Raw genomic sequence first — 25,900 nt, 5'->3', positions numbered from 1 at the left:
AAAAGCGACGGCGCATCGAGGGCGGGGGACGCGGGGACACCCGAGGGGCGCGAGGAACGGCGCGACCGGCCACGGCGGGCCCGGACCCGGAGACCGCCACGACGACCCACCTCCCTGACGGCGCTCAGCACAACGCCTCCCGCTCGACGCCCAGCAGTTCGTACAGCGCCCGCGCACCCGACGGAGTCACCCGCACCGCCCGCTCGGAGCCGATCCGCTCGCACCAGCCAACGTCCAGCGCGTGGCGGCACAGCGCCGCGCCCGCCGAACCCGCGAGATGGGGCCGCCGCTCGGTCCAGTCCAGGCACGCGCGGGCCAGCGGCCGCCGGGCCGACCGGTCGAGGGCGATCCCGGCTGTGCCGTACCACCGCAGCCCGGCGTCCGTCAGCGCGAACCCGGTGTCCTGGCGCAGCAGTCCCCGTTCGGTGAGGGCGTCCGTGATCGCGATGCCCAGCCGTCCGGCGAGATGGTCGTAGCAGGTGCGGCCCCGGGCCATCGCCGAGCCCGCGCTCGACTCCCGCAGGGTGCGCGGTCGCGTGGTCCGGGCGGGCGCCACCTGGGCGGCCAGGTCCTCGACGAGCTGGGCCACCCGCGCGTCGGCCAGCCGCACGTACCGGTGCCGCCCCTGCCGCTCCTGCGCGAGCAGTCCGCCGGCGACCAGCTTGCCCAGGTGCTCGCTGAGCGTGGACGGGGCCACCCCGGCGTGCCGGGCCAGTTCCCCGGCGGTCCAGGCCCGCCCGTCCAGCAGCGCCAGCAGACACGCGGCCCGCGTCTCGTCGGCGACCAGCGAGGCGAGCGCGGCGAGCCCCGCGGCCCTGGTGTCCTTGGCGGTCATGCACCCAGCATGCGGCACCGACGCTTCGGCGCTGGCCGAAGTGTCCAAGTGCCCTCACGCGCTCTGCCGCGCCTGCTCGTACTGCTGCGCCAGCCCGTCCAGCAGAGCGGTGAGACCGGTCTCGAAGGCCCGCTCGTCGATCTTCTCCTGCTGCTCGGCGAGCAGATGGGCCTGCCCGAGGTGCGGGTAGTCGGAGGGGTCGTACGCACTCGCGTCGTCCACGAAGCCGCCCGCGAAGGAGCCGAGCGCGGAGCCCATGATGAAGTACCGCATCAGCGCGCCGATGGACGTGGCCTGCGCCGGCGGCCAGCCCGCGTCGACCATCGCGCCGTACACGGCGTCGGCCAGCCGCAGGGCGGCGGGCCGGCGGCCGGGCCCGCGGGCGAGCACCGGGACGATGTTGGGGTGGTCGCGCAGCGCGGTCCGGTAGGAGACGGCCCAGTCGTGCAGCGCGGTCCGCCAGTCCCGGCCGTCCTCGAACATCGACAGGTCGACCTGTCCGCTCACCGAGTCCGCGACCGCCTCCAGGATCTCGTCCTTGGTGCGGAAGTGGTTGTAGAGCGAGGGCCCGCTCACGCCCAGCTCGGCGGCGAGCCGCCGGGTGGAGACGGCCGCCAGGCCCTCCGCGTCCACGAGTTCCCGGGCCGTCTCGACGATCCGGTCGGTGCTGAGGAGGGGCTTGCGCGGTCGGGCCATGGCGCACATAGTAGGGCTGCGAGTGGAAACTAGCAGTGCTAATTTAAATGTACGTCTTTCAAGATCCGTATCCGTGTGGGGTGATCGCGTGGTGAACCTGGAGCTGAGCGAGGAGCAGGCCGCCGTACGGCAGCTCGCCCGGGACTTCGTGGAGCGCGAGATCGCCCCGCACGTGGTCGCCTGGGACCGCGCCGAGGAGGTCGACCGGGGCATCGTGAAGAAGCTCGGCGAGGTCGGTTTCCTGGGGCTGACCATCGACGAGTCGTACGGCGGCTCCGGGGGCGACCACCTGGCGTACTGCCTGGTCACCGAGGAGCTGGGGCGCGGCGACTCCTCGGTGCGCGGGATCGTGTCGGTGTCCCTCGGGCTGGTCGCCAAGTCGATCGCGGCCTGGGGGAGCGAGGAGCAGAAGCGGCGCTGGCTGCCGGGGCTGACCGCCGGCGAGTACGTCGGCTGCTTCGGCCTCACCGAGCCCGGCACCGGCTCCGACGCGGGCAGCCTCGCCACCCGGGCGGTGCGCGACGGCGACGGCTTCGTCCTGAGCGGCACCAAGATGTTCATCACCAACGGCACCTGGGCCGACGTCGTGCTGCTCTTCGCCCGGTCCACCGACGCCCCCGGCCACAAGGGCGTCTCCGCGTTCCTCGTGCCCACGGACACGCCCGGCCTGACCCGCCGCACCGTCCACGGCAAGCTCGGCCTGCGCGGCCAGGCCACCGCCGAGCTGGTCCTGGACGACGTGCGGGTGCCCGCCTCGGCGCTGGTCGGCGAGGAGGGCAAGGGCTTCTCCGTCGCCATGTCCGCCCTGGCCAAGGGCCGGATGTCGGTCGCCGCCGGATGCGTCGGCATAGCCCAGGCCGCGCTGGACGCGGCGGTGCGGTACGCCGGCGAGCGCGAGCAGTTCGGCAAGCCCATCGCCCGGCACCAGCTCGTGCAGGAGCTGATCAGCGACATCGCCGTCGACGTGGACGCCGCCCGGCTGCTCACCTGGCGGGTTGCCGATCTGATCGACCGCGGCCGGCCGTTCGCCGTGGAGTCCTCCAAGGCCAAGCTGTTCGCCTCCGAGGCCGCCGTCCGCGCCGCCAACAACGCCCTCCAGGTCTTCGGCGGCTACGGCTACATCGACGAGTACCCGGCCGGAAAACTGCTGCGCGACGCCCGCGTGATGACCCTCTACGAGGGCACCAGCCAGATCCAGAAGCTGCTCATCGGGCGTGAGCTCACGGGGGTGTCGGCCTTCTGAGCCGTGCTCACCGGCCTTCTGAGTAGCCGTTCTGAGTATCCCGGCGGATGTGGCGCGGGCCGTGTCCGCCGATGCTCGTCGCATGAGTGACACACCGGTCAAGCAGCAGAACACGGCGGCCTTCTACGGTCAGGCCGTCGCCTCCTTCGCGGTCGCCATGGCGGCCACCGCCATCGGCATCCTCCGGCTGGACGCCGACGCCTGGGTGCGTTCCTTCCTGGCCATCGCCGTTCTCTACCTCGTCACGTCCGCCTTCACCCTCGCCAAGGTGATCCGGGACCGGCAGGAAGCCGGGCAGATCGTCAGCCGGGTCGACCAGGCCCGGCTGGAGAAGCTGCTCGCCGAGCACGATCCCTTCGAGAAGCTCTGAGCGGCCCCGGGCTCGCGCGCACTCCGCTGAGCGGCCGCTCTAAGCGAGCGCTCACCTTCGGCGGTATGGTGGTGCTCCTGTCACCGAGAGGGGCGAGCGAGCGATGAGTACGGCGGAGGAGACGACCGGCGGCGAAGTGGAGCCGTGGGAACAGGTCACCCCTGACGCGGCACGGCGGCTGCTGGTCGCGGCCGTGGAGGCCTTCGCCGAGCGCGGCTACCACGCGACGACGACCCGCGACATCGCGGGCCGCGCCGGCATGAGCCCGGCGGCGCTCTACATCCACTACAAGACCAAGGAAGAGCTGCTCCACCGGATCAGCAGGATCGGCCACGACAAGGCCCTCGACATCCTGCGCACGGCGGCCCGGCGCGAGGGCACCGCCACCGAGCGGCTCACCGACGCCGTCAGCTCCTTCGTCCGCTGGCACGCCGGGCGGCGCACCACCGCGCGGGTCGTGCAGTACGAACTCGACGCGCTCGGCCCCGCGGCCCGCGCCGAGATCGTCGCACTGCGCCGCCAGGTCGACGCCGAGGTGCGCGGGATCATCGACGACGGTGTCGCCGCGGGCGAGTTCCGGGTCCCGGACGTGCAGGGCACCACCCTCGCGGTGCTGTCGCTCTGCATCGACGTGGCCCGCTGGTTCAACGTGGACGGGCCCCGCACGCCCGAGGAGGTCGGCGAGCTCTACGCCGGCCTCGTGCTGCGCATGGTGGGCGCCGAGCCGGACGCCCCGGCTCAGAGGTAGTACCGGGACACCGACTCCGCGACGCACACGGGCTTCTGCCCGCCCTCCCGCTCCACGGTGAAGGCGAGGGTCACCTGGATGCCGTCCTTGACGTCCTCGACGCCCGTGACGGTAGCGGTGGCCCGCAGCCGGGAGCCGACCGGGACGGGGGAGGGGAAGCGGACCTTGTTCGTCCCGTAGTTGACGCCCATCCGCACGCCCTCGACCCGGATCAGCTGCGGGCCGAAGAGCGGCAGCAGGGAGAGGGTGAGGTAGCCGTGTGCGATGGTCGTCCCGAACGGCCCCGCGGCGGCCTTCTCCGGGTCCACGTGGATCCACTGGTGGTCCCCGGTCGCCTCCGCGAACAGGTCGATCCGCTTCTGGTCGATCTCCAGCCAGTCCGTGTGGCCCAGCTGCTCGCCCACGGCGGCCTTCAGCTCGTCGGGGGAGGTGAAGGTCCTCGGTTCTGCCATGTTCCCGGCCTCTCGCTCGCGTTCCTAAGCAACTGCTTAGCATGGTCGGGTGCGAGTGCGATGTCAACGGATGGGGGGCCGGCCGGGTCGGTAGGCTCTGCGGGGTGCCACAGATCCCCGAGAAGATCCACGAGCTGACCGTCGGCCAGTTGTCGGCGCGCAGCGGAGCCGCCGTCTCCGCCCTGCACTTCTACGAGACCAAGGGTCTGATCACCAGTCGCCGCACCGCCGGCAACCAGCGCCGCTACACCCGTGACACCCTGCGCCGGGTCGCCTTCGTGCGGGCGGCCCAGCGGGTGGGCATCCCGCTGGCCACGATCCGCGAGGCGTTGGCCCGGCTCCCCGAGGAACGGACCCCGACCCGTGAGGACTGGGCCCGCCTCTCGCAGGCGTGGCGCTCCGAACTCGACGAACGCATCCGGCAGTTGAACCGGCTCAGGGACCACCTCACCGACTGCATCGGCTGCGGCTGCCTGTCTCTGGAGAACTGTGTCCTGTCCAACCCGGACGACGTCTCCGGCAACCGTCTGAGCGGCTCCCGCCTCCTGCCGGAACGCCCGTAGCGGCGGCCGGGGCGCGGTCTCGGCACCCGCACCGCCGGCCACGCCGCACGCCGCACGGCTCATTGCTCACGTCGGGCGTGCGGACGCCCCGTACCGGACCAGTCCCTCGGCCACCAACTGGGCGTTGGAGGCGGCGCGTTGTCCGTCCGGCAGGAACATCGTGTCCTCCAGGCCGATCCGGGTGGCGAGGCCCAGCCGTCCGGCCAGCCGCAGCACGGGCCAGGCGCCGCCCTCCTCGCCGTGCAGCAGGACCGGGCGGCCGTGCGCGGCCCCCAGGCGCTCGAGCAGGGCGCGGGCGGTCATCTCCGCGGTCGCCGGGACGGGGTCCGTCACCTCCGCGAGCACCCGCAGCACCCGCGGGCCGAGCGGGGAGGCCGCGAACCGGGCCGCGGCGTCCGTGCCGGACCAGATCCCCGCCTCGACGCCCACGCCCATGGCGAGCAACCGCGCGGCGACCTCCTCGGCGCCCGGCTCGTGCCAGTTGACCGAGGCGAAGTCGGGCAGCACGGACCAGGCCCGTACCCGGTCGAGCCGGGCGGCCGGGTCGGGCTCGGCCCACGCTCCGGTGGTCACCCCGACCGGCACCGCCACCCGCGCCCGTATCGCGTCGAGCACCGGCGCGAGCACCCGTGGGGACAGGCTGTCGTGCCCGCACGGCGTCCTCGGGTGGACATGGACCTCCGTGGCACCCGCCGCCACGGCCTCGGCGGCGGACCGCGCCAACTCCCCCGGGGACGACGGCACACACGCGCCGTCGGCGGCCGAACGGCGTCCGTTGAGACATACCTGCACCATGCCCCGATGGTGCCAGGGGTCACTGACGGAGTGGTCGGGCACCTCTGGGGGTGCGGCATCCCCCTTCACACCCCCGGTGCATCCCCGTCGGTCGGGCCGGCCCGTGGTTCAGGCCGACATCAGCAGGCGTTCGCTTCTGGAGTACGCCAGCGCCCGCGGGGTGAGTACGGGCCGGGGCACGAGGATGCCGCAGTCCGCGCAGACGGGTCCGGACGACGGCTCGTGGTCCAGGCCGTACCGCCACACCAGCCGCTCCCCGTCGCAGACCGGGCAGCACTCGCCCGGTTCGCGGTTCAGTGCGGTGATGAGCCGGCGCAGCACCTCCGCCAGCGGCTCGCCGGGATGGACCCGGGGGTCGTCGCACCAGGCGACCCCGAACCCGCCCCAGGTCAGGCGGTGCCAGTCGTCCACCGTCCCCGGCCGGCGCAGGCCGTCGTGCTTCTCCTTCCTGCGGCGCTCGGCGAACTCGGCCTCGTAGCCGAGCCAGACCGCCCGCGCCTCCTCCAGCTCCTCCAGCGCGGCCACGAGCCGCACCGGATCGGGGGACCGGTCCTCCGGACCGAAACCGGCCCGGGAGCACAGATGGTCCCAGGTCGCCCGGTGCCCATAAGGAGCGAACCGCTCCAGGCACTTGCGCAGCGAGTAGCGCCGCAGCGCCAGATCACACCGCGGATCTCGTACCTGTCTCGCCAGACTTCGGAATCCGGCCATCGCCATGCACCTCCGTCACACCTGCGTCCGCTCTTGCGTCACTTCTCCGTCGCCGTACGGGTTCCTCGGGACGTCGCCGAATAGACGTATCGACACACGATCCGGCTCCATCCGTTTTCCGATGCCCTCCCATAAGGCGCTCCGGGTTGACCGCCGGGCGCCCCTCCGGTGACCCCGAAAGTTGACGCATGTTCATCTTCAATCTCGGGGATACCGGCGGTAACGTCCGGCCCACCCCCGTCGGGAGGAGCTGCCATGCAACGGCGCGCCCCACGCAACGTGCTGTTCGACAAACTGAGAACTCCCCGCAGGCTCACCGGGTTCCTGAAGACGGCGTCGATATGCGTTCTCGTCGCCGGACTTCTCTCCCCGGTCGCCCGGGCCACCGCCGCGGAGGCCGCCGCCACCTCGGACGACCACTGCGGCGGCCAGTGCTCGGACATCCTGCCGCCCGGTGAGAACGGCAATGCCACTCTCGCCCAGATCCTGCTCAACCAGGCCTTCGGCACCCAGCCCGCACACGCCGAGGACCAGCTCGGTCCCTACGCCGGCCTCGCGACCGGATACCGGGGGCTCACCGACGCGAAGATCAACACCTTCTTCAACGACGCGTCCTTCGGCGTCCCTTCCGACCAGGTCGCCTCCACCGAGAGACCGGCCGGCCGCGGCGACGTGAGCATCGTCCGCGACAAGAAGACCGGTGTGCCGCACATCACGGGCACCACCCGCTACGGCACCGAGTTCGGCGCCGGATACGCGGCCGCCGAGGACCGGCTCTGGCTGATGGACGTCTTCCGGCACGTGGGCCGCGGGCAGCTCACCGGCTTCGCGGGCGGCGCGGCCGCCAACCAGGGCCTGGAGCAGCAGTTCTACCGCGACGCGCCGTACACCGAGGCCGATCTGCAGGCGCAGATCCACAACGCCGTCACGCACAACGGCACCCGCGGACAGCAGGCCCTCACCGACGCGAACGCCTACCTCGACGGCATCAACTCCTACATCGACGCCTCCGACAGCGGCCGTTACTTCCCCGGTGAGTACGTCCTGACCGGCCACAAGGACTCCGTCACCAACGCCGGCACCATAGACCACTTCAAGATCACCGACCTGGTGGCGCTGGCCTCCGTCGTCGGCTCGCTGTTCGGCTCCGGCGGGGGCGGCGAGGTGAACAACGCGCTCTCGCTGATCGCCGCCCAGTCCAAGTACGGCGTGGAACAGGGCACCAGGGTCTGGGAGTCGTTCCGGATGCGCAACGACGCCGAGGCGGCCCTCACCGTCCACGACGGCACGAGCTTCCCCTACGCAGGCCGGCCCGCCGACCGCGAGGGAGCGGCGCTGCCCGACGCCGGATCGGTGACCGAGGAACCCCTCGTCCACGACCGCACCGGCAGCGCGGCCACCGCGAGCGCGAGAAGCGCCTCCGGCGCGGCCGCCGGAACCTCGCTGAGCTCCGCCCGGCGGGGCATGTCCAACGCCCTCGTGGTCAGCGGCAAGTACACCGCGAGCGGCCGTCCCGTCGCCGTCTTCGGACCGCAGACCGGTTACTTCGCCCCGCAGCTGCTCCTGCTCCAGGAGATCCAGGGACCCGGCATCAGCGCCCGCGGCGCCTCCTTCGCGGGTCTGAGCATGTACGTCGAACTCGGCCGCGGCCAGGACTACTCCTGGAGCGCGACCACCTCCGGCCAGGACATCATCGACACCTACGCCGTCGAGCTGTGCCAGGACGACCACCACTACCTGTACCACGGCACCTGCACGGCGATGGACCAGGTCGAGCGGAGGAACGCCTGGAAGCCCACGGTGGCCGACGGCACCGCCGCGGGCTCGTACACGATGCGGGTGTGGCGCACCAGGTACGGACCCGTGCAGTACCGCGCGACCGTCGGCGGCAGGAAGGTCGCCTACACCACCCTGCGCTCCTCCTACCTGCACGAGGCCGACTCGATCATCGGCTTCCAGATGCTCAACGACCCCGGCTACGTCAAGGGCCCGAAGGACTTCCAGAGCGCGGCCCAGCACATCAACTACACCTTCAACTGGTTCTACGCCGACTCGCAGCACACCGCGTACTACAACAGCGGTGACAACCCGGTCCGGGCGAGCGGCGTCGACGCCGAGTTCCCGGTGCTGGCCGAGCCCGCCTACGAGTGGCGGAACTGGGACCCGGCCACCAACACCGCCGACTACACCCCGGCCTCCGCCCATCCGAACTCCGTCGACCAGGACTACTACGTCTCCTGGAACAACAAGCAGGCCAAGGACTACACGACCGCGTCCTGGGGCGACGGGTCCGTGCACCGCGGCGACCTGCTCGACGACCGCGTGGCGGAACTCGTCGCGGCCGGCGGGGTGACCCGCACCGAGCTGGTGCAGGCCATGGCGGACGCCGCCCTCACCGACCTGCGCGCCGAGGACGTCCTGCCCGGACTGCTCAGGGTGATCGGCTCCTCGCCGGTGACCGACCCCACGGCCGCCACCGCCGTGAGCAGACTCCAGGCGTGGGTGGCCGCGGGCGCCAGGCGCACCGAGACCGCCGCGGGCTCCAGGAAGTACGCGGACGCGGACGCCGTCCGGATCCTGGACGCCTGGTGGCCGCTGCTGGTGAAGGCCGAGTTCGAACCCGGTCTGGGCGGCGACCTGTACACGGCGTTCACCGGCAACCTGCCCGTGGACGAGGCCCCCTCGGCCGGCCACGGCCCGACCGGATCGCACGCCGGCAGCTCCTTCCAGTACGGCTGGTGGAGCTATGTCGACAAGGACATCCGGGCGGTGCTCGGGGAGCCCGTACGGGACGGCCTGGCGCGGAAATACTGCGGCGGGGGCGCCCTCGGCGCCTGCCGGGACGTGCTGATCAGCACCCTGAAGGAGGCGGCCGGGAAGACGGCCGCCCAGGTGTACCCCGGCGACGACCAGTGCTCGGCGGGCGACCAGTGGTGCGCCGACTCCATCGCGCAACGCCCGCTCGGGGGCGTCAAGCACGGCCGGATCGGCTGGCAGAACCGGCCGACCTACCAGCAGGTCGTGGAGTTCACCTCGCACCGGTGAGGCACCGGCGACGGCGGCGGGTCAGGCGATGCGGCCCGCCGCCAGCACCACCCGCGCCAGTTCCGGGTGCACGATGTCGCTGTGTGCCCCGCTCGGCGCGCCTCCGCGCCGCACCACCGCCGCCACGTCGACGTTGACGCAGCCGGACGCGGGCAGCGGTCCGCGCAGGGCCGCGGCGAGGTCCAGGGCACCGGTCCCCGGCACCCCCTGAACCCCGTCGTGGCCCATGGCCCCCCACCGGTCGCCCAGCATCCGGCCGACCGCGAGGCCGCCGACCGAGCGGTCGTCGTCGGCGCAGCGCGACGCCAGCGGGTAGAACGTGGCGAGCGCCGAGTCGAAACGCGAGTAGCAGCACACCAACGGGCCGTCGATCCGCTTCTGCCGGTCCCCGAGCGCCCCCGCGCGGTCCCGGTCGTGCGGCAGCCGGGCGGCGAACGCGTAGTGCGAGAAGGCGCCCTGGAGCAGCGTCACGGACTTCACCGCGCGCACCCCGGAGGGCAGCCCGCGCAGCGCGAACGACACCAGCCGCCCGCCGAAGCTGTGCCCGACCAGATGCACCCGCACACCCGGCGCCGCGGCGGCCAGCCGTCCGAGGACCGGCCCCAGCCCGTGCTCGCCGACCGTCCCGGCCCGCCGCTTCATGCTGTAGTACGTGGCCTGCCGAAGGAGTTCCTTGGCACCGTCCCAGGGGTTCGGCAGCGTGAACCCCTCCGCCGTGCCGAGGCCCGCCAGGGCGTCGGCCAGCTCCGCGCAGGCCGCCACCGGGTCACCGCGGAACAGGGCCGGGCGGTCCTCGTCCGGGACGTCCGCCACCCCGGGCGCGCCCGGCCCCGGCTCGGCGAGCAGCCGCACCAGCCGGCCGAACTCCGCGAGCCCCTCGTCCCCGGCCGGCTGCTCGTCCAGCAGCCGGGCCAGCCGGTCGAGCACGGTGGCCCGGTCCGGGAAGGCGGCCAGCAGGGCGCGCCGGGTGTCCTTGTCCAGCGCCGGGCCCGGCGCCGCCTGCGCCGCCGCGGCGGCCGCCGACCGGGGCAGGTCCCCGATGGGCTCGTCGCAGAACCGCATCGACGGCCAGACGACGCCGACGTACCCGATCCGGGCCCTCGGGGCGAGGCCCGGGAACGGGGCGAAGAAGTCGCGGTACAGCGCCGTGGCGCCGGAACGGTCGTTGTTCCAGCCGTGCGCGAAGACGATCAGGTCACGGACACCGCGGTCCGTGACCCCCGCCCGCAGCCGGTCCCGTTCGGGGCCGTCCACGTCCCCGTCCGCGTCGAAGGTCAGCTCCCAGTAGGGAGTCACGCTCATCCCAGGATCCGCCATGCCAGGCTCCCTCGTGCCCCGAAACGGTGCGATCTGGGCGCATCGTCCTGCGGTCCGGGTGAGTTGGCCAGAGCGGGCGGCTCACCGGTAGAGGAGATATTTCCCGCGGACCCGCCGGAACGCCGCCAGCTCCTCCTGCCAGGCGCCGACGACCTCGTCGGTGTCCGCGCCCGCGTCGATCATCGTCCGCACCCGGGTGGAGCCGGTGAGCTTGTCGATCCAGTTGTCCGGGCGCCACGCGAAGCCGTCCCAGACCTTCCGGGCGGTCACCAGCAGCGCGATCCCGGTGCGCACCGGATCGAAGGCGGCCCGGTCGTGCACGTGGATCTGCACGCCGCCGACCGTCTTCCCCTGGAACTTGGAGAACGTGGGCGCGAAGTACGCCTCCCGGAACCGCACGCCCGGCAGCCCGGCCTCGTTCGCCGCCGCCGCCCACCGGCCGTCGATCCCCTCGGCCCCCAGCAGCTCGAACGGCCGGGTCGTGCCGCGCCCCTCGGACAGGTTGGTGCCCTCGAACATGCAGGTCCCGGAGTACACCAGCGCGGTGTCCGCGGTGGGCATGTTCGGGCTCGGCGGCACCCAGGGCAGGCCCGCGGCGTCGTAGAACCGGTCGCGCTTCCAGCCCGACATCAGGACGGTCTCCAGCGGGACGGGCTCGTCCAGGAACTCCCCGTTGAACAGCCGGGCCAGCTCGGCCACCGTCATCCCGTGCGCCTGCGCGACCGGCTGTCGGCCGACGAACGTGGCGAACTCCCGGTGCAGCACCGGGCCCTGGGCCGAGCGTCCGGTCACCGGGTTGGGCCGGTCGAGCACGACGAACCGCTTGCCCGCCAGCGCGGCCGCCTCCATGCAGTCGTAGAGGGTCCAGATGTACGTGTAGAAACGGGCGCCGACGTCCTGGATGTCGAAGACGACCGTGTCCACGCCGGAGGCGGTGAAGACGTCGGCCAGCGGCTGACCGCTCTTCAGGTACGTGTCGTAGACCGGCAGCCCGGTCGCCGGGTCGTCGTAGCGCCCCTCGGAGCCGCCCGCCTGGGCGGTGCCCCGGAAGCCGTGCTCCGGGCCGAAGACGGCGGTGAGCCGCACCCGGGGGTCCGCGTGCATGACGTCGACGATGTGCCGGGCGTCCCGGGTGATGCCGGTGGGGTTGGTGACGACGCCGACGCGCCGGCCGTCGAGGAGGCGGTACCCGTCGGCCGCGAGCCGCTCGAAGCCCGTGCGCGGGTGCTCCGCGGCGGCTGCCGGTGCCGCCGGGAGGTCCGCGGTGGCCTTGGCCGCCGCCAGCAGGGCCGGCGTCGCCGGGACGGCGGCGGTGACCGTGGCCGCCGCCAGTACGCTCCGTCTGGACAGGTGCACGAGGAGACCTCCATCGGGTGGGGACGTGCGGACCGTGCGCGGCGGGTCGAGCCCGCGCCGCGGAGTCGCACACCGGTACGGCCCCGCGCCCCTAGGTTTGATCCGGCCGGCCTTCCCTCACACATACCGACCGGTTAGTCTGGCCGTCGCCGAGCCGAGTCGCGTCGTGTAGAAGGAGACCGATGGTGGAAACCGTGCGGGATGCGGGAGTGGTCGTCACCGGAGCGGGCGGAGGGATCGGGGCCGCGCTGGCCCGGCGGTTCGCCGCCGAGGGCGCCCGCGTGGTCGTCAACGACCTGGACGCGGACAAGGCGAAGGCCGTGGCCGCGGAGACCGGCGGGATCGCCGTGCCCGGTGACGCCTCGGCCGTCGTCGACCAGGCCCGTGACGCGCTCGGCGGCACCGTGGACGTCTACTGCGCCAACGCCGGCGTCGCCTTCGAGGACGCCGGGCCCGGCGCGCCCCTGGACGAGCGGGCCTGGGCGCTGTCCTGGGACGTCAACGTGATGGCGCACGTCCGCGCGGCCCAGGCGCTGCTGCCCGGCTGGCTGGAGCGCGGCGCCGGCCGGTTCGTCTCCACCGTCTCGGCCGCCGGACTGCTCACCATGATCGGCGCCCCCTCCTACGCCGTCACCAAGCACGGTGCGCTGGCCTTCGCCGAGTGGCTGTCGCTGACCTACCGGCACCAGGGGGTCAAGGTGCACGCCATCTGCCCCCAGGGCGTGCGCACCGACATGCTGGCCGCCACCGGCAGCGCGGGCGACCTGGTGCTCCAGCCCACCGCGATCGAGCCCGAGGACGTGGCGGACGCCCTGTTCCGGGGCATCGAGGAGGACCGCTTCCTGATCCTGCCGCACCCCGAGGTCGCCGAGTTCTACCAGGCGCGGGCCGCCGCCCCCGACCGCTGGCTCGCCGGCATGAACCACATCCAGCGCAAGTGGGAGGCCGCCCGATGAGCGGCTCCGTCTACGCGGCCCGGCCCTGGCTGGCCCTGCTCGACGAGGCCCAGCGCGCCCCGGTCGACCCCGCCGACTCCCTGGTGCACGCCCTGCGCCGCGCCGTCGCCGAGACGCCCGACCGCGCCTTCCTCACCTACTTCGACGCCTCCCTCGGCTACCGCGAGGTCGACGAACTGACCGACTCGGTCGCCGCCCACCTCGCGGAGCGCGGCCTGGAGCGCGGCGACCGGGTCGCCGTGCTGCTGCAGAACTCCCCGCACTTCGTGCTCGCCGTCCTCGGCGCGTGGAAGGCCGGCGCCACCGTCGTGCCCGTCAACCCGATGTACAAGTCGGCCGAGGTCGCCCACGTGCTGCGGGACGGCGAGGTCGCCGCGCTGATCTGCTCCGACCGGGCCTGGGAGTCGTACCTGCGGGACACGGCCGCCGACTCGCCGGTGCGGATCGTGCTCACCGGCTGCGAGCTCGACTTCCAGACCCGCGACGACGCGCGCGTGCTCACCTTCGAGCGGCTGCCCCAGGCCCCCGACGCCGACGACCTCGTGGCCGTGGCCCGGCGGGGCGGCCGGCCCCCGGCGGGCCGCGACCCCCGCCCCGGCGACATCGCCCTGATCAGCTACACCTCCGGCACCAGCGGCACCCCGAAGGGCGCCACCAACACGCACGGCAACATCATGTACAACGCCGAGCGCCAGCGGACCGGCCTCGCCCTGCCCGAGGCGCCCGTCTACTACGCGCTCGCGCCCCTGTTCCACATCACCGGGATGGTCTGCCAGCTCGGCGCCTGCCTGAACAGCGCCGGCACCCTCGTGCTCACCTACCGCTTCGAGCCCGGCGTGGTCCTGGCGGCCTTCGCCGAGCACCGCCCGCACTACACGGTCGGCCCGTCCACCGCGTTCATGGCCCTCGCCGCGCACCCGGACGTCTGCCCGGACCACTTCTCCTCCTTCGTGAACATCTCCTCCGGCGGCGCCCCCGTGCCGCCCGCCCTGGTCGAGCGGTTCCGCGAGCGCTTCGGGCCGTACATCCGCACCGGGTACGGCCTCACCGAGTGCACCGCCCCCTGCGCCTCCGTACCGCCCGGCCTGGAGTCACCGGTCGACCCCGTCTCCGGGACGCTCTCGGTCGGCCTGCCAGGCGCCGACACGGTCGTACGGATCGTGGACGACCGGGGCGAGGAACTCCCCTTCGGAGAGCAGGGCGAGATCGTCGTACGCGGCCCGCAGGTCGTCCCCGGCTACTGGCGGCGCCCCGACGCCACCGCCGAGACCTTCCCGGACGGCGAGCTGCGCACCGGGGACATCGGGTTCATGGACGAGCAGGGCTGGCTCTACGTCGTCGACCGCAAGAAGGACATGATCAACGCGTCCGGCTTCAAGGTCTGGCCGCGCGAGGTTGAGGACGTGCTGTACACCCATCCGGCGGTGCGCGAGGCGGCCGTCGTCGGCGTCCCCGACGGCTACCGCGGCGAGACCGTCAAGGCCTACATCAGCCTGCGTCCGGGCGCGGACCCGGACCCGGATGAACTCGCGGTGTACTGCAAGGAGAGACTGGCCGCCTACAAATACCCGCGCCAGGTGGAGATCCTGCCCGACCTGCCGAAGACGGCGAGTGGGAAGATCCTCCGGCGGGAACTGCGCACCCGGGCGCAAGGCAGCGCGAACGACAGTCGGTAGACACGACGGAAAGGCAGGTGGCGGCAGTGCCCAGGACGACGGACGGAGACGGGACGCCCGTCCCGCAGCGGCTGCTGGACGCCGCCACCCGCCTCTTCGCCGAGCAGGGCTACGACCGCACGTCGGTGCAGGAGATCGTGGAGGCGGCCGGCGTCACCAAGGGGGCGCTGTACCACTACTTCGGCTCCAAGGACGACCTTCTGCACGAGGTGTACGCGCGCGTGCTGCGCATCCAGCAGGAGCGCCTCGACACCTTCGCGAACGCGGACGAGCCCGTGGAGAAGCGGCTCAGGGGCGCGGCGGCCGACGTGGTCGTCACGACGATCGAGAACCTCGACGACGCGATGATCTTCTTCCGCTCCATGCACCATCTGAGCCCCGAGAAGAACAAGCAGGTGCGCGCCGAGCGCCGGCGCTACCACGAGGGCTTCCGCGCGCTCATCGAGGAGGGCCAGCGCGAGGGCGTCTTCTCCACCGCGACCCCGGCCGACCTGGTCGTGGACTACCACTTCGGCTCGGTCCACCACCTGTCGACCTGGTACCGCCCCGACGGCCCGCTCACCCCGCAGCAGGTCGCCGACCACCTCGCCGACCTGCTGCTGCGGGCGCTGCGCCCGTAGCAGCCACGCACGAACGAGGGGCGGCCGCCCGCGCGGCCGCCCCTCACCCGCGTCCGCTACAGGTACTTCTTCAGCTCGCGCCGGGCCAGCGACCGCTGGTGCACCTCGTCCGGGCCGTCGGCCAGCATCAGGGTGCGGGCACTCGCGTACAGCTCGGCCAGCGGGAAGTCCTGGCTCACCCCGCCGGCGCCGTGCAACTGGATCGCGCGGTCCAGGATGCCGACCACCGCGCGCGGGGTGGCGATCTTGATGGCCTGGATCTCCGTGTGCGCGCCCCGGTTGCCGACGGTGTCCATCAGCCAGGCGGTCTTCAGCACCAGCAGCCGCAGCTGCTCGACGGTGACCCGCGCGTCGGCGATCCAGTTCTGCACCACGCCCTGCTGGGCCAGCGCCTTGCCGAAGGCCGTCCGGGACACCGCGCGCCGGCACATCAGCTCGATCGCCCGCTCGGCCATGCCGATCAGCCGCATGCAGTGGTGGATCCGGCCGGGGCCGAGCCGGGCCTGGGCGATGGCGAAGCCGCCGCCCTCCTTGCCGATCAGGTTGGCGACCGGCACGCGCGCGTGGTCGAAGACCACCTCGGCGTGGCCGCCGTGCGAGTGGTCCTCGTAGCCGAAGACCTGCATCGCGCGCCGCACGGTCACCCCGGGGGTGTCGCGCGGCACCAGCACCATGGACTGCTGCCGGCGGATGTCGGCGCCGTCCGGGTCCGTCTTGCCCATGACGATGAAGATCTTGCAGTCGGGGTTCATCGCCCCCGAGATGTACCACTTGCGGCCGGTGACGACGTACTCGTCGCCGTCCCGCTCGATGTGCGTGGTGATGTTGGTGGCGTCCGAGGAGGCCACCTCCGGCTCGGTCATCGCGAACGCCGAGCGGATCTCCCCGGCCAGCAGCGGCTCCAGCCACTGCTTGCGCTGCCGCTCGTCGCCGAACTGCGCCAGCACCTCCATGTTCCCGGTGTCGGGCGCGGCGCAGTTCGTCGCGGGCGGCGCCAGGTGCGGGGAGCGGCCGGTGATCTCGGCGAGCGGCGCGTACTGCAGGTTGGTCAGCCCCGCGCCGTACTCGGCGTCGGGCAGGAAGAGGTTCCACAGGCCCTGCCGGCGCGCCTCGGCCTTCAGTTCCTCCACCACGGCCGGGGTGTCCCACGGCGAGGCCAGCGCGGCCCGCTGCTCCTCGGCGACCGGCTCGGCCGGGTACACGTACTCGTCCATGAAGGCCAGCAGCCTGGCGCGCAGCTCCTCGGTGCGCGCGTCGAACGCGAAGTCCATGTCCGGTCAGCCTTCCTGAAGAGTGGTCAGTCCGTGGTCGATGAAGACGGGCACCAGCTCGCCGATCCGGTCGAAGCCGCCGCCCACCGTCTGGCCGAGCGTGTACCGGTAGTGGATGCCCTCCAGGATCACGGCGAGCTTGAACCAGGCGAACGCCGTGTACCAGGAGACGGCGGAGACGTCGCGCCCCGAGCGGGCGGCGTACCGCTCGATCAGCTCGGCGGGCCGGGGGTGCCCGGGCGCCTCGGCGGTCGTGGACACCGGCGACTTCGGCAGGCCGAGCGGCGTGCTGTACATCACCAGCAGGCCCAGGTCGGTGAGCGGGTCGCCGAGGGTCGACATCTCCCAGTCGAGGATCGCCCGGATGGTGTCGTCGGGGCCGATCAGCACGTTGTCCAGCCGGTAGTCGCCGTGGACGACGGCCGGGGCGGGCGAGGTGGGCAGGGCGCGGCCGAGGGCGGCGTGCAGTTCGTCCACGCCCGCCAGGTCACGGTTGCGGGAGGCGTCGAGCTGCTTGCCCCAGCGGCGGAGCTGGCGGTCCAGGAAGCCGTCCGGGCGCCCGAAGTCCTGGAGCCCGACGGCCGCGGGGTCCACGGCGTGCAGCCCGACCAGCGTGTCGACGAGCGAGAGCACGGCGTCCCGGGTCCGCGTCTCGCCCAGCGGGGCGAGCTGCCGGGCGGTGCGGTAGGGCGTGCCCTCGACGAACTCCATGACGTAGAACGGCGCCCCGAGCACCTCGTCGTCCTCGCACAGCAGCACCGGCCGGGGGACCGGTACGTCCGTCGGGTGGAGGGCGCTGATCACCCGGTGCTCGCGCTTCATGTCGTGCGCGGTCGCCAGCACGTGCCCGAGGGGCGGCCGCCGGACGACCCAGCGCGAGGTGCCGTCGGAGAGCGCGTATGTGAGGTTCGACCGTCCGCCCTCGATCAGCCGGCCCGTGAGCGGCCCGTCCACCAGGCCGGGCCGCTCACGGTCGAGCAGCGCGCGCAGCCGGTCGAGATCGAGTCCGGGCGGGTGGTCGGCGCTCATACATCACTCCTACGAACGGGTGAACAGGAACGCGTCTCATGATGCCGACCGGTCGGTATGTAGTCCAGTACGCGTGCCGAACCGGACCCCGAACGTGACCGGAGCCACGATAATCTGCGCACCCCGCGCGCGGCGGGTGGTCATGGCGTCCGCCTTCGGGGTACGGGTGGGAACGACGCAGACGCTGTCACGCGAACGGTGCACATCCCGGCATACCGGTTGCGCGGCGCACGAGGACCCCGGAGGGTCGTGGGCATGAAGGCCATCAGCTACAGCCGCTACGGCGGGCCCGAGGTGCTGGAGTACGGCGAGGCGGACGACCCCAAGGTCGGCCCCGACTCGGTGCTGGTCAAGGTCCGCGCAGCGGCCGTCAACCCGGTCGACTGGAAGTGCCGCGAGGGCTACCTGGACCAGGTCCTGGACGCCGTCTTCCCGGTGATCCCCGGCTGGGACGTCAGCGGGGTGGTGGTGCAGCCCGGCGCCTCGGTACCGGAGTTCTCCGTCGGCGACGAGGTCATCGGCTACGTCCGCGAGGACTTCCTGTCCCGGGGCACCTTCGCCGAGTACGTCGCCGCGCCCGTGCGCACCCTGGCGCGCAAGCCGCGCAACCTCTCCTTCGAGGAGGCGGCCGGGCTGCCGCTGGCCGGGCTGACCGCCTACCAGGTCCTGGTCAAGGCGCTGGAGGTCAAGCGCGGCGAGACCGTCCTGGTGCACGCGGCGGCCGGCGGGGTCGGCTCGCTGGCCGTCCAGATCGCCGCCCACCTCGGCGCCCGGGTGATCGGCACGGCGAGCGAGCACAACCACGACTTCGTGCGCGGGATCGGCGGCGAGCCGGTGAGCCATGGCGAGGGCCTGGCCGAGCGGGTGCGCGGACTCGCCCCGGAGGGCGTGGACGCGGTCTTCGACACCGTCGGCGGTGACACCCTGAAGGTCTCGGCCAACCTGCTCGCCCCGGAGGGGCGGCTGGCGTCCATCGCCGACCCGGAGGTGGTCGGCTTCGGCGGCCGCTACTGCTTCGTCCGGCCCGACGCCGAGGACCTGAACAAGCTGTCCCAACTGGCCGAGCAGGGGGTGGTGTCCGTACACGTCCAGGAGACGTTCCCGCTGGAGCGGGCGGCCGACGCGCACCGGCTGAACCAGGAGGGGCGCACCCGCGGGAAGATCGTGGTGACGGTCGGCTGGGAGACCGAGGAAACCTCCTAGCCCCTGCCGCCGCCGGCTCAGACCACCAGCGCGACCGCGCACACGGCCATCGCCACCGCGCACAGCGCGGCGGCCGTGGCGTGCCGCGGCGCGAGCGGGGGCGGCCGGAGTCCGGCCGCCAGGGCGCGGATGCGATGGTGGGCCACCCACAGGAAGCCCAGCCACAGCACACAGCAGGCCGCGCATCCGACGACCGCGGCGGCCGACGCCCCGCCGTGCAGCGCGGCCCGCACGGCGAGCACGGTGGCCACGGCGGCCGACAGCGTCGTACGCCGCCAGGCCAGCCGGGTGCGCTCCGGCTGCAGCCCAGGATCACGGCCGGCGGTGCTCACCCCGCCCAACCGACCAGCACCACCACGACCATCGCGACCGCCACCACCGCGACGACCAGGCTCAGCACCGCCGGGAACCGGGAGGCGGGCAGGTCCTCGCCCCGCCGCATCGCCCGTTCGCAGCGCACGTAGTGGTTCACCGCGCGCAGCGAGCACAGCACGCCCGCGCCGAGCAGCGCGAGCGCCAGGCCGACCCGCCACGCCCAGCGCAGGTCCGGCAGGAACTGGTCCACCGCGAACCCGCCGCCGATCAGCGCGAGGGCGGTCCGCAGCCAGGCCAGGAAGGTGCGCTCGTTGGCCAGCGAGAACCGGTAGTCGGGCGTGCCGCCCTCTTCGCGCACCCGCTCCGGGGCGAACCAGAGCCGGACGTTGCGTACGAACTCACTCACGCGCAGGACCCTACCCGGGCGTCACCCGGCCGACCGGAACGCCCGCAGCCGCTCGTAGGCCGCCACGCCGTCCGGCACCCACTCCCACTCGCCGAGCCGCCGCTCCACCTCGTCCGCGGGCAGGAAGCCGTACCACTGCACCTCCTCCGCCTGGGGCCGCACGGGCAGGTCGCAGCGCACCTCGTACACCGCCGACCACCAGCTCTTCCCGGCCCCGTCGTCGTAGAGGAACTTGAAGAGGAACTCCGGCCGGGGCAGCCCCGACACGCCCAGTTCCTCCTCGGCCTCGCGCAGCGCCGCCGCGTCGTAGGACTCGCCCGCGCCCACCACGCCGCCGACGAACATGTCGTACAGGGAGGGGAAGACGAGCTTGGTGGGGGTGCGGCGGTGCACGAACAGGCGGCCGGCCGCGTCCCGGGCCTGGACGAAGACGCACCGGTGGCGCAGGCCCCGGGCGTACGCCTCGCCGCGCGGCACCCGCGCGACCACCCGGTCGTTCTCGTCGACGATGTCGAGGATCTCGTCAGCAGGGTTCATGCCCGTCATCCAAGCAGGGCCCGGCGCGCGGTCTCAGCGCGACTGGAGGTCCCGGGCGCGCTCCGCTCCCACCGCGCCCGACGGCATCGCCGGGTGCATCCCGAGCAGCACGATGCCGGCGACGACCGCCGCGAGCCCCGCGGCCTCCCAGGCCAGCGCCCCGGTGTCGGTGCGCAGCCGGTCCCCGAGGAAGCCCACCCCGCACAGGATGCCGGCCAGCGGCTGGGCCGCGGTGAGCGCGGGCAGCGACATGCGCAGCTCGGCGGTCTCGAACGCGCTCTGCACCAGGACCAGTCCGGTGACGCCCAGCGCTGCCACGCCGTACGGCTGCCAGCCGGTCAGGAGCTCCGTGAGGCCGCCGGCCGAGAAGCGGGTGCCGCAGATCCGGGTGAGCGCGTCCTGCACGCCGTACAGCAGCCCGGCGGCGGTGGCCAGCGGCACCGGGCCCCCGTCCAGCCGGGACCGCTTGGCGCAGGTGGTGAGCACCAGCGCCGCGCCCAGCATCACGCCGATGATCAGCCAGTGCCGCACCGGATCGGTGACGGCGCTGCCACCGCGCGGCTCACCCGCCACGATGAACGCGCTCACGCCGCCCGCCAGCAGTCCGAGCCCGGCCCAGCCCTGACGGCCGAGCGATCTGCCCGTCCGCAGCCGGGACAGCACGAGCGCGAACAGCAGGTTCGTCGCGAGCAGCGGTTCGATCAGCGAGATCTCGCCCTTGCCGAGGGCGACGGCGCCGAGCACCATGCCGGCCACCATCAGGGCGATGCCGCCCAGCCAGCGCGGCACCCGCACCAGGTCCAGCAGCAGCCGGAACGAGAGGAAGTCGCCGAGCGGCGCCTGTTGCGCGGCGCTCTGCTGGAGCACGAACCCGAAGCCCACGCAGGCGGCGGCGCTCACGGCGAGCACGAGAACCAGAACGGACACGCTGCGTACCTCGATCATCCGGCCGGACAGGGCCTGGTGGCCGACTGTAGCGCTCCGGGGACACCGTGCCATGGCGTACGCCACACCGGCCCGTCCGCGGGCTCCCCGGACCCGGCGGCGACCAGCGCGTCCGTGCCTCAAGTGGCCCGCCTCACCGGCTGGTTGAAGAGGGCAACACTCCGGTTCCGCTTGACGCAAACCTTGGCTGAGGGTTTGCTGTGCGTGATCGGTCGATGGCAGCCCGAGAAACAGGAAGTCCCGCGGTGCCCCCAATCCCGTCTCTGCTCGGCGCCCGCCGTGCCCTCCCGGACCAGCCGGGCGACACCGCCCCGGCGGGCTCCGGTGCCTTCGACGAGGCCCTGGACGACGCCGAACTCCTCGCCGCCCGCACCTCGCTGGCCCAGGGCAGGCGACAGGCCACCCGCGCCCTGCTGCGGCGCACAGGTGACGACTGGGACCGCCGCGGCCACCGCCTCACCGTGCTCGCCGGCGCGCCGTACGCCGCCGCCTGGGCCCAGGACTGGCTGCTCGCCGAACCGGACTCGCCCGACGCCGCGGCCCTGCACGCCCTGGCCCTGGTCCGGCGGACCTTACGCGGCAAGGAGAGCCCCGACCGGGCCCGCGCCGCCTGCCGCGCCGCGGCCGCCCTGGCCCCCGCCGACCCCACCCCCTGGCTCGGCCTGCTCCAGCTCGCGCGCCTGCTGGGCCCCGAACACGAGCTGCTGCGCGCCTTCGCGGAACTGCGCGAACGCCACCCCGAACACCACCACGCCCACCACCTGCTGGTCGCCCGGCTCGCCGAGCGGCCCCAGGGCGGCCGGGCCGAGTCCCACGAGGTGTACGACCTCGCCGAGCGGGCCGCCGCCGAGGCCCCCGCCGACTCCCCGCTGGCCGTCCTCCCGGTCGTCGCGTACGCCGAGCGCTACCGCGTCCTGGCGGCCACCGGCCTGGCCCCGGCCGATCCGTCCGGCAGCCGGCACTGGTCGGGCCCCCGGGCCCGCCGCGTCCTGCGCGCGGCCTTCGACTGGTGGCTGGAGTGGGAGCACGACGAACACCCCCGCCGCCACACCGACCTCAACCACCTCGCGTTCGCGATGTCCTGCGCCGGCCGCCCCGCCGAGGCGGCGGCCCTGTTCCGGCGCATCGGCCGGCACGCCACCCCCGTCCCCTGGTCGTACCCGCACCGCGAGCCGTGGCCGGCCTTCCGCACGGCCCGCGCCCGCGCGCTGGGCGGACACCCGCGGCCGCACGGCGGGAGCGCTCCCGCACCCGGGCGGGAAGTCCTTACGGAACTCTGACCGATGTCCGCACACCCTGGCCCCGTCCCGGCCGGAAGTGCTCGAATGAACACGTGAACCCCGAACCGCCCGAGGACCCCGGCGCCCAGGGCCGGCCCGTCGGCCGCCGCGTCTTCCTCGGCACCCTCGCCCTGGGAGCGCTTGGCGTCGCCACCGCTCCGGTGGTGCAGCGCGGCCTGGAGGGCGTCCTCGGCGGCCTCGCCGGCGACGATCCGACCGGCCTGACCGGCCTGCTGCCCAACGGGGGCGGCTTCCGCTACTACTCGGTGGCCGCATCCGTCCCGCACAAGAGCCCCGCGGACTACCGGCTCACCGTCGACGGTCTGGTCGACCACCCGCGCACCTACACCCTCGCCGACCTGCGCGCGCTGCCGCAGACCCGGCTGGTCAGGGACGTCCAGTGCGTCACCGGCTGGCGGGTGCCCGGCACCCCCTTCCAGGGCGTGACGCTCTCCCGGCTGCTGGACGCGGCCGGAGTGAGGTCCGCCGGCCGGGCGGTCCGCTTCACCTGCTTCGACGGCACCTACTCCGAGAGCCTCACCCTCGACCAGGCCCGCCGCCGGGACGTGCTGGTCGCCCTGCGCATGCAGGACAAGGACATCGGCCACGACCACGGCGGCCCCGTCCGCCTCTACGTCGCGCCCATGTACTTCTACAAGTCCGCCAAGTGGCTCTCCGGCATCACCGTGACCGACCGCGTCCGGCCGGGTTACTGGGAGCGGCTCGGCTACGACGTCGACGCCTGGGTCGGCCGGTCGAACGGGCGGACCGATGAGCCTACGAGCTGACACCCCGGCACCGCCGGACTCCCGCGTCCGCCGCTTCGGCCCGGCCCAGCGCTGGGTGCACCGGGGCACGGCCGCGCTGATGGGCGTGTGCGTGCTCAGCGCGGCCTGCCTCTACATCCCGCAGCTCGCCGTGCTCGTCGGCCGCCGCGAGCTGGTCGTCCGCATCCACGAGTGCGCCGGGCTCGCGCTGCCCGTCCCCGTGCTGCTGGGCCTCGCCTCCCGCGCCTTCCGCGCCGACCTGCGCTTCCTCAACCGCTTCGGCCCGCACGACCGCGTCTGGCTGTGGGCCGCGCTGAGCCGGGACAAGCGCCGCTCCTCCCGGCCGGCGGGCAAGTTCAACGCCGGCCAGAAGGTCTACGCGTCCTGGATCGCCGGGGCCTCGCTGGTCATGCTCGGCACCGGCCTGATGATGTGGTTCACCCGGCTCACCCCGCTGGTCTGGCGGACCTCGGCGACCTTCGTGCACGACTGGCTCGCCCTGACGATCGGCGTGGTGCTGGCCGGCCACATCGGCATGGCGCTCGGTGACCCGGAGGCGCGGCGCGGGCTGCGCACCGGCACGGTGAGCAGGCGGTGGGCCGAGCGGGAACACCCGCTGTGGCGCCCCTGAGACACGACTCACCCCCTCCTCGGCGTACGAGGAGGGGGTGAGCGGCGTTCTCGGCGCCCGCGCGGGGCGCCATCGGCTGCCGTGCGTCTATATGACGAGTGACAGCAGCAGGACCAGCCCGCCCGCGACCACCGAGATGATCGTCTCCATCACCGACCAGGTCTTCACGGTCTGCCCGACGCTCAGCCCGAAGTACTCCTTCACCAGCCAGAAACCGGCGTCGTTGACATGGCTGAAGAAGAGCGAGCCGGCGCCGATGGCGAGGACCAGCAGAGCGGCGTGGGTGGTCGACATGTCGGCCGCGAGCGGTGCGACCAGACCGGCCGCCGAGACCGTCGCCACCGTCGCCGAGCCGGTGGCCAGCCGGATCGCGACCGCGATCAGCCAGGCCAGCAGCAGCGCCGGGATCGACCAGTCCTTGGAGATGTCCAGGATCATCTGGCCCACACCGCAGTCGATCAGCGTCTGCTTGAAGCCGCCGCCCGCGCCCACGATCAGCAGGATGCCGGCGATCGGCATCAGGCCCTTCTCGACCGTCCGCTGCAGGCGGTCCTTGCTGAACCCGGCGGGCCGGCCGAGCGTGAAGAAGCCGACGATGACGGCGGCGAGCAGCGCGATCAGCGGGGAACCGACCACGTCGAAGACCCGCTGCGTCATGTTCGCGGTGTCGTCCACCACGATGTCCACCAGCGCCTTGGCCAGCATCAGGACCACCGGGAGCAGCACCGTGGCCAGCGTCGGGCCGAAGCCCGGACGGCGCTCCAGCTCCTCCGACGGGCGCTGCGGGATCATCCGGTCGGGAGCGGGGACGTCCACCCAGCGGGCGGCGAAGCGCGAGAACACCGGGCCGGCGATGATCACCGTGGGGACGGCGACCAGGATGCCGAGCGCCAGCGTCACACCCAGGTTGGCCTTGACCGCGTCGATCGCGACCAGCGGGCCGGGGTGCGGCGGGATCAGGCCGTGCATCACGGACAGGCCGGCGAGCGCCGGGATGCCGATGCGCATCAGGGAGTAGTTGCCGCGCTTGGCGACCATCAGCACGACCGGGATCAGCAGCACGATGCCGACCTCGAAGAACAGCGGCAGACCGATCACCGACGCGATCAGCACCATCGCCCACGGCATCGACCGGCCGCCCGCCTTGGCGAGGATCGTGTCGACGAGCTGGTCGGCGCCGCCGGAGTCGGCGAGGAGCTTGCCCAGGATCGCCCCGAGCGCGATCAGGACGCCCACGCCGGCCACGGTGCTGCCGAGCCCGGTGGTGAAACTGACGATGGCCTTGTCCAGCGGGGCCCCGGCGACCGCGCCGAGCACCAGTGACCCGATGGTCAGCGACAGGAAGGCATGGAGCTTGAACTTGGTGATGAGCAGCACGATGACGGCGATGCCCACCAGGACGGCGATGCCGAGCTGGGCATGGCCGGCGGAGGTGATCGGCGGAGGTGCGTCCGCTGCCAGCATCTCGACGCTGAGTCTGGTCACGGGGGTTCCCTTGCAGGTACGGGGGACGGGGGTGAGGTGTTACGCGGAGGTCGCGGAAAGCGCGTCGAGGGCCCGTACGGCGCGTGCGGTGATCTCCTCGGGGCTGCCGGCGACGTCCACGGCCACTCCGGCCTCGTCCGTCTCCAGCGGCTGCAGCGTGGCGAACTGGGAATCCAGCAGCGCGGTCGGCATGAAGTGACCCTGCCGGTGGGACATCCGGTCCTCGATCAGCTCGCGGTCGCCCGTGAGGTGGAGGAACACCACTCCCGGAGCGACGGACCTGAGCCGGTCGCGGTACGACCGCTTCAGGGCCGAGCTGCTGACCACACCGCCGAGCCCGGACCGCCCGTACGCCCAGTGCCCGATGGCCTCCAGCCACGGCCACCGGTCGGCGTCCTCGAGCGGAACGCCGGCCGTCATCTTCTCGATGTTGGCCCGCGGGTGGAAGTCGTCGCCCTCGGCGTACGGGACACCCAGCCGGGCCGCGAGCAACGGACCGATCGTGGTCTTGCCCGTCCCGGCGACGCCCATCACGACGACGACCTGGGGGGTGCGCATGACTGCCTCGCTGTCTTCCTCGACATCCGACGCCACTTCGGCGTCGCCACACTGAAACCTATTAGGTAGGACGAATACAAGAGTGTGTGA

27 protein-coding genes are annotated in these 25,900 nt (G+C 73.0%); 12 read left to right on the top strand and 15 right to left on the bottom strand.

The window, feature by feature from the left end; genetic code table 11:
• Positions 1-124 precede the first annotated feature (124 nt).
• Positions 125-835: an ArsR/SmtB family transcription factor gene (locus ACWCPN_RS11610; RefSeq protein WP_451204415.1), complete on the bottom strand. Its 711-nt coding sequence runs from the start codon at positions 833-835 to the stop codon at positions 125-127.
• 54 nt (positions 836-889) lie between these two features.
• On the bottom strand, positions 890-1,531 hold the full coding sequence (locus ACWCPN_RS11605; RefSeq protein ID WP_451204413.1) for a TetR/AcrR family transcriptional regulator: 642 nt from the start codon (positions 1,529-1,531) through the stop codon (positions 890-892).
• Between the two features lie 91 nt (positions 1,532-1,622).
• Between ACWCPN_RS11605 and ACWCPN_RS11600 the strand changes: the two genes are divergently transcribed.
• The 3 genes from ACWCPN_RS11600 to ACWCPN_RS11590 all read left to right on the top strand — a co-directional run bounded on the left by ACWCPN_RS11600 (position 1,623) and on the right by ACWCPN_RS11590 (position 3,892).
• Entirely contained in the window at positions 1,623-2,774 is a 1,152-nt protein-coding gene (locus ACWCPN_RS11600; protein ID WP_392294520.1) for an acyl-CoA dehydrogenase family protein, read from the top strand.
• Between the two features lie 82 nt (positions 2,775-2,856).
• Positions 2,857-3,144, top strand: coding sequence for a YiaA/YiaB family inner membrane protein (locus ACWCPN_RS11595; RefSeq protein WP_392401909.1), 288 nt, complete (start codon positions 2,857-2,859; stop codon positions 3,142-3,144).
• A gap of 103 nt (positions 3,145-3,247) precedes the next feature.
• A complete protein-coding gene (locus ACWCPN_RS11590) occupies positions 3,248-3,892 on the top strand; it encodes a TetR/AcrR family transcriptional regulator (protein ID WP_392294341.1) in 645 nt (214 codons plus the stop codon).
• On the opposite strand, the gene ACWCPN_RS11585 is transcribed toward ACWCPN_RS11590, so the two are convergent.
• On the bottom strand, positions 3,883-4,344 hold the full coding sequence (locus ACWCPN_RS11585; protein WP_199209966.1) for a MaoC family dehydratase: 462 nt from the start codon (positions 4,342-4,344) through the stop codon (positions 3,883-3,885). The genes ACWCPN_RS11590 and ACWCPN_RS11585 overlap by 10 nt on opposite strands.
• A 104-nt stretch (positions 4,345-4,448) precedes the next feature.
• Between ACWCPN_RS11585 and soxR the strand changes: the two genes are divergently transcribed.
• A complete protein-coding gene (soxR, locus tag ACWCPN_RS11580; protein ID WP_199209965.1) occupies positions 4,449-4,907 on the top strand; it encodes a redox-sensitive transcriptional activator SoxR in 459 nt (152 codons plus the stop codon).
• A 66-nt stretch (positions 4,908-4,973) separates the two neighbouring features.
• Here the strand turns inward: soxR and ACWCPN_RS11575 are convergent, their stop codons facing one another.
• Both ACWCPN_RS11575 and ACWCPN_RS11570 read right to left on the bottom strand, forming a co-directional pair.
• A complete protein-coding gene (locus ACWCPN_RS11575; protein WP_451204412.1) occupies positions 4,974-5,702 on the bottom strand; it encodes a 3-keto-5-aminohexanoate cleavage protein in 729 nt (242 codons plus the stop codon).
• A gap of 108 nt (positions 5,703-5,810) precedes the next feature.
• On the bottom strand, positions 5,811-6,413 hold the full coding sequence (locus ACWCPN_RS11570; protein WP_451204411.1) for a hypothetical protein: 603 nt from the start codon (positions 6,411-6,413) through the stop codon (positions 5,811-5,813).
• A 255-nt stretch (positions 6,414-6,668) separates the two neighbouring features.
• On the opposite strand from ACWCPN_RS11570, the gene ACWCPN_RS11565 reads away from it, so the two are divergent.
• A complete protein-coding gene (locus ACWCPN_RS11565; protein WP_451204410.1) occupies positions 6,669-9,458 on the top strand; it encodes a penicillin acylase family protein in 2,790 nt (929 codons plus the stop codon).
• 21 nt (positions 9,459-9,479) lie between these two features.
• Here the strand turns inward: ACWCPN_RS11565 and ACWCPN_RS11560 are convergent, their stop codons facing one another.
• Together ACWCPN_RS11560 and ACWCPN_RS11555 are read right to left on the bottom strand one after the other, a co-directional pair.
• Positions 9,480-10,775 carry a serine-threonine protein kinase gene (locus ACWCPN_RS11560; protein ID WP_451204409.1) on the bottom strand — a complete coding sequence of 432 codons (1,296 nt, stop codon included), beginning with the start codon at positions 10,773-10,775 and terminating at the stop codon, positions 9,480-9,482.
• 81 nt (positions 10,776-10,856) lie between these two features.
• Positions 10,857-12,131, bottom strand: coding sequence for an exo-beta-N-acetylmuramidase NamZ family protein (locus ACWCPN_RS11555; protein WP_451204408.1), 1,275 nt, complete (start codon positions 12,129-12,131; stop codon positions 10,857-10,859).
• Positions 12,132-12,313: 182 nt separating this feature from the next.
• On the opposite strand from ACWCPN_RS11555, the gene ACWCPN_RS11550 reads away from it, so the two are divergent.
• Genes ACWCPN_RS11550 through ACWCPN_RS11540 form a run of 3 tightly spaced genes read left to right on the top strand, consistent with a single transcriptional unit; the run spans position 12,314 to position 15,383 of the window.
• The gene (locus ACWCPN_RS11550; RefSeq protein WP_199209962.1) at positions 12,314-13,087 is read left to right on the top strand and encodes an SDR family oxidoreductase; all 774 of its coding nucleotides are present in this window, start codon (positions 12,314-12,316) and stop codon (positions 13,085-13,087) included.
• Positions 13,084-14,763: a class I adenylate-forming enzyme family protein gene (locus ACWCPN_RS11545; RefSeq protein ID WP_451204407.1), complete on the top strand. Its 1,680-nt coding sequence runs from the start codon at positions 13,084-13,086 to the stop codon at positions 14,761-14,763. The genes ACWCPN_RS11550 and ACWCPN_RS11545 overlap by 4 nt, the downstream gene beginning before the upstream one ends.
• A gap of 26 nt (positions 14,764-14,789) precedes the next feature.
• A complete protein-coding gene (locus ACWCPN_RS11540) occupies positions 14,790-15,383 on the top strand; it encodes a TetR/AcrR family transcriptional regulator (RefSeq protein WP_199209961.1) in 594 nt (197 codons plus the stop codon).
• Positions 15,384-15,439: 56 nt separating this feature from the next.
• Here the strand turns inward: ACWCPN_RS11540 and ACWCPN_RS11535 are convergent, their stop codons facing one another.
• Together ACWCPN_RS11535 and ACWCPN_RS11530 are read right to left on the bottom strand one after the other, a co-directional pair.
• Positions 15,440-16,654, bottom strand: coding sequence for an acyl-CoA dehydrogenase family protein (locus tag ACWCPN_RS11535; RefSeq protein WP_451204405.1), 1,215 nt, complete (start codon positions 16,652-16,654; stop codon positions 15,440-15,442).
• 6 nt (positions 16,655-16,660) lie between these two features.
• Complete coding sequence (locus ACWCPN_RS11530) at positions 16,661-17,683, bottom strand: phosphotransferase family protein (RefSeq protein ID WP_451204403.1); 1,023 nt, start codon at positions 17,681-17,683, stop codon at positions 16,661-16,663.
• 255 nt (positions 17,684-17,938) lie between these two features.
• Between ACWCPN_RS11530 and ACWCPN_RS11525 the strand changes: the two genes are divergently transcribed.
• Complete coding sequence (locus ACWCPN_RS11525) at positions 17,939-18,886, top strand: NADP-dependent oxidoreductase (RefSeq protein WP_451204401.1); 948 nt, start codon at positions 17,939-17,941, stop codon at positions 18,884-18,886.
• Between the two features lie 17 nt (positions 18,887-18,903).
• On the opposite strand, the gene ACWCPN_RS11520 is transcribed toward ACWCPN_RS11525, so the two are convergent.
• From ACWCPN_RS11520 to ACWCPN_RS11505, 4 genes are read right to left on the bottom strand one after another with little or no spacing between them, the layout of a single operon-like run.
• Positions 18,904-19,218, bottom strand: a complete 315-nt coding sequence (locus ACWCPN_RS11520; RefSeq protein WP_451204399.1) for a DUF202 domain-containing protein — start codon at positions 19,216-19,218, stop codon at positions 18,904-18,906.
• Entirely contained in the window at positions 19,215-19,607 is a 393-nt protein-coding gene (locus tag ACWCPN_RS11515; protein WP_199209958.1) for a YidH family protein, read from the bottom strand. Before ACWCPN_RS11515 ends, ACWCPN_RS11520 begins: the two co-directional genes overlap by 4 nt.
• Positions 19,608-19,628: 21 nt before the next feature.
• Entirely contained in the window at positions 19,629-20,144 is a 516-nt protein-coding gene (locus tag ACWCPN_RS11510; RefSeq protein ID WP_451204397.1) for an NUDIX domain-containing protein, read from the bottom strand.
• A gap of 33 nt (positions 20,145-20,177) precedes the next feature.
• Positions 20,178-21,071 carry a DMT family transporter gene (locus tag ACWCPN_RS11505; RefSeq protein WP_451204396.1) on the bottom strand — a complete coding sequence of 298 codons (894 nt, stop codon included), beginning with the start codon at positions 21,069-21,071 and terminating at the stop codon, positions 20,178-20,180.
• A 263-nt stretch (positions 21,072-21,334) separates the two neighbouring features.
• Between ACWCPN_RS11505 and ACWCPN_RS11500 the strand changes: the two genes are divergently transcribed.
• Genes ACWCPN_RS11500 through ACWCPN_RS11490 form a run of 3 tightly spaced genes read left to right on the top strand, consistent with a single transcriptional unit; the run spans position 21,335 to position 23,767 of the window.
• Complete coding sequence (locus tag ACWCPN_RS11500; RefSeq protein WP_451204394.1) at positions 21,335-22,369, top strand: hypothetical protein; 1,035 nt, start codon at positions 21,335-21,337, stop codon at positions 22,367-22,369.
• Positions 22,370-22,422: 53 nt separating this feature from the next.
• Positions 22,423-23,157 carry a molybdopterin-dependent oxidoreductase gene (locus tag ACWCPN_RS11495; RefSeq protein ID WP_199209955.1) on the top strand — a complete coding sequence of 245 codons (735 nt, stop codon included), beginning with the start codon at positions 22,423-22,425 and terminating at the stop codon, positions 23,155-23,157.
• The gene (locus tag ACWCPN_RS11490) at positions 23,141-23,767 is read left to right on the top strand and encodes a cytochrome b/b6 domain-containing protein (RefSeq protein ID WP_451204392.1); all 627 of its coding nucleotides are present in this window, start codon (positions 23,141-23,143) and stop codon (positions 23,765-23,767) included. The genes ACWCPN_RS11495 and ACWCPN_RS11490 overlap by 17 nt, the downstream gene beginning before the upstream one ends.
• Before the next feature lie 87 nt (positions 23,768-23,854).
• Here ACWCPN_RS11490 and ACWCPN_RS11485 read toward each other — a convergent pair whose 3' ends face one another.
• On the bottom strand, positions 23,855-25,252 hold the full coding sequence (locus ACWCPN_RS11485) for a GntP family permease (RefSeq protein ID WP_365122557.1): 1,398 nt from the start codon (positions 25,250-25,252) through the stop codon (positions 23,855-23,857).
• Positions 25,253-25,291: 39 nt separating this feature from the next.
• Entirely contained in the window at positions 25,292-25,810 is a 519-nt protein-coding gene (locus tag ACWCPN_RS11480; RefSeq protein WP_451204390.1) for a gluconokinase, read from the bottom strand.
• Positions 25,811-25,900 lie beyond the last annotated feature (90 nt).

Source organism: Streptomyces sp. NPDC002386 (assembly GCF_053593175.1).
The sequence above is the reverse complement of the archived record's forward strand: the minus strand, read 5'-3'. Positions and strand labels throughout refer to the sequence as shown.

Bases quoted from the DNA above. Each gene is read 5' to 3' on its own strand.
- ACWCPN_RS11610 (WP_451204415.1), bottom strand. From the start codon at position 835: ATGACCGCCAAGGACACCAGGGCCGCGGGGCTCGCCGCGCTCGCCTCG.
- ACWCPN_RS11605 (WP_451204413.1), bottom strand. From the start codon at position 1,531: ATGGCCCGACCGCGCAAGCCCCTCCTCAGCACCGACCGGATCGTCGAG.
- ACWCPN_RS11595 (WP_392401909.1), top strand. From the start codon at position 2,857: ATGAGTGACACACCGGTCAAGCAGCAGAACACGGCGGCCTTCTACGGT.
- ACWCPN_RS11590 (WP_392294341.1), top strand. From the start codon at position 3,248: ATGAGTACGGCGGAGGAGACGACCGGCGGCGAAGTGGAGCCGTGGGAA.
- ACWCPN_RS11585 (WP_199209966.1), bottom strand. From the start codon at position 4,344: ATGGCAGAACCGAGGACCTTCACCTCCCCCGACGAGCTGAAGGCCGCC.
- ACWCPN_RS11575 (WP_451204412.1), bottom strand. From the start codon at position 5,702: ATGGTGCAGGTATGTCTCAACGGACGCCGTTCGGCCGCCGACGGCGCG.
- ACWCPN_RS11570 (WP_451204411.1), bottom strand. From the start codon at position 6,413: ATGGCCGGATTCCGAAGTCTGGCGAGACAGGTACGAGATCCGCGGTGT.
- ACWCPN_RS11565 (WP_451204410.1), top strand. From the start codon at position 6,669: ATGCAACGGCGCGCCCCACGCAACGTGCTGTTCGACAAACTGAGAACT.
- ACWCPN_RS11560 (WP_451204409.1), bottom strand. From the start codon at position 10,775: ATGGCGGATCCTGGGATGAGCGTGACTCCCTACTGGGAGCTGACCTTC.
- ACWCPN_RS11550 (WP_199209962.1), top strand. From the start codon at position 12,314: ATGGTGGAAACCGTGCGGGATGCGGGAGTGGTCGTCACCGGAGCGGGC.
- ACWCPN_RS11545 (WP_451204407.1), top strand. From the start codon at position 13,084: ATGAGCGGCTCCGTCTACGCGGCCCGGCCCTGGCTGGCCCTGCTCGAC.
- ACWCPN_RS11535 (WP_451204405.1), bottom strand. From the start codon at position 16,654: ATGGACTTCGCGTTCGACGCGCGCACCGAGGAGCTGCGCGCCAGGCTG.
- ACWCPN_RS11530 (WP_451204403.1), bottom strand. From the start codon at position 17,683: ATGAGCGCCGACCACCCGCCCGGACTCGATCTCGACCGGCTGCGCGCG.
- ACWCPN_RS11525 (WP_451204401.1), top strand. From the start codon at position 17,939: ATGAAGGCCATCAGCTACAGCCGCTACGGCGGGCCCGAGGTGCTGGAG.
- ACWCPN_RS11510 (WP_451204397.1), bottom strand. From the start codon at position 20,144: ATGAACCCTGCTGACGAGATCCTCGACATCGTCGACGAGAACGACCGG.
- ACWCPN_RS11490 (WP_451204392.1), top strand. From the start codon at position 23,141: ATGAGCCTACGAGCTGACACCCCGGCACCGCCGGACTCCCGCGTCCGC.
- ACWCPN_RS11480 (WP_451204390.1), bottom strand. From the start codon at position 25,810: ATGCGCACCCCCCAGGTCGTCGTCGTGATGGGCGTCGCCGGGACGGGC.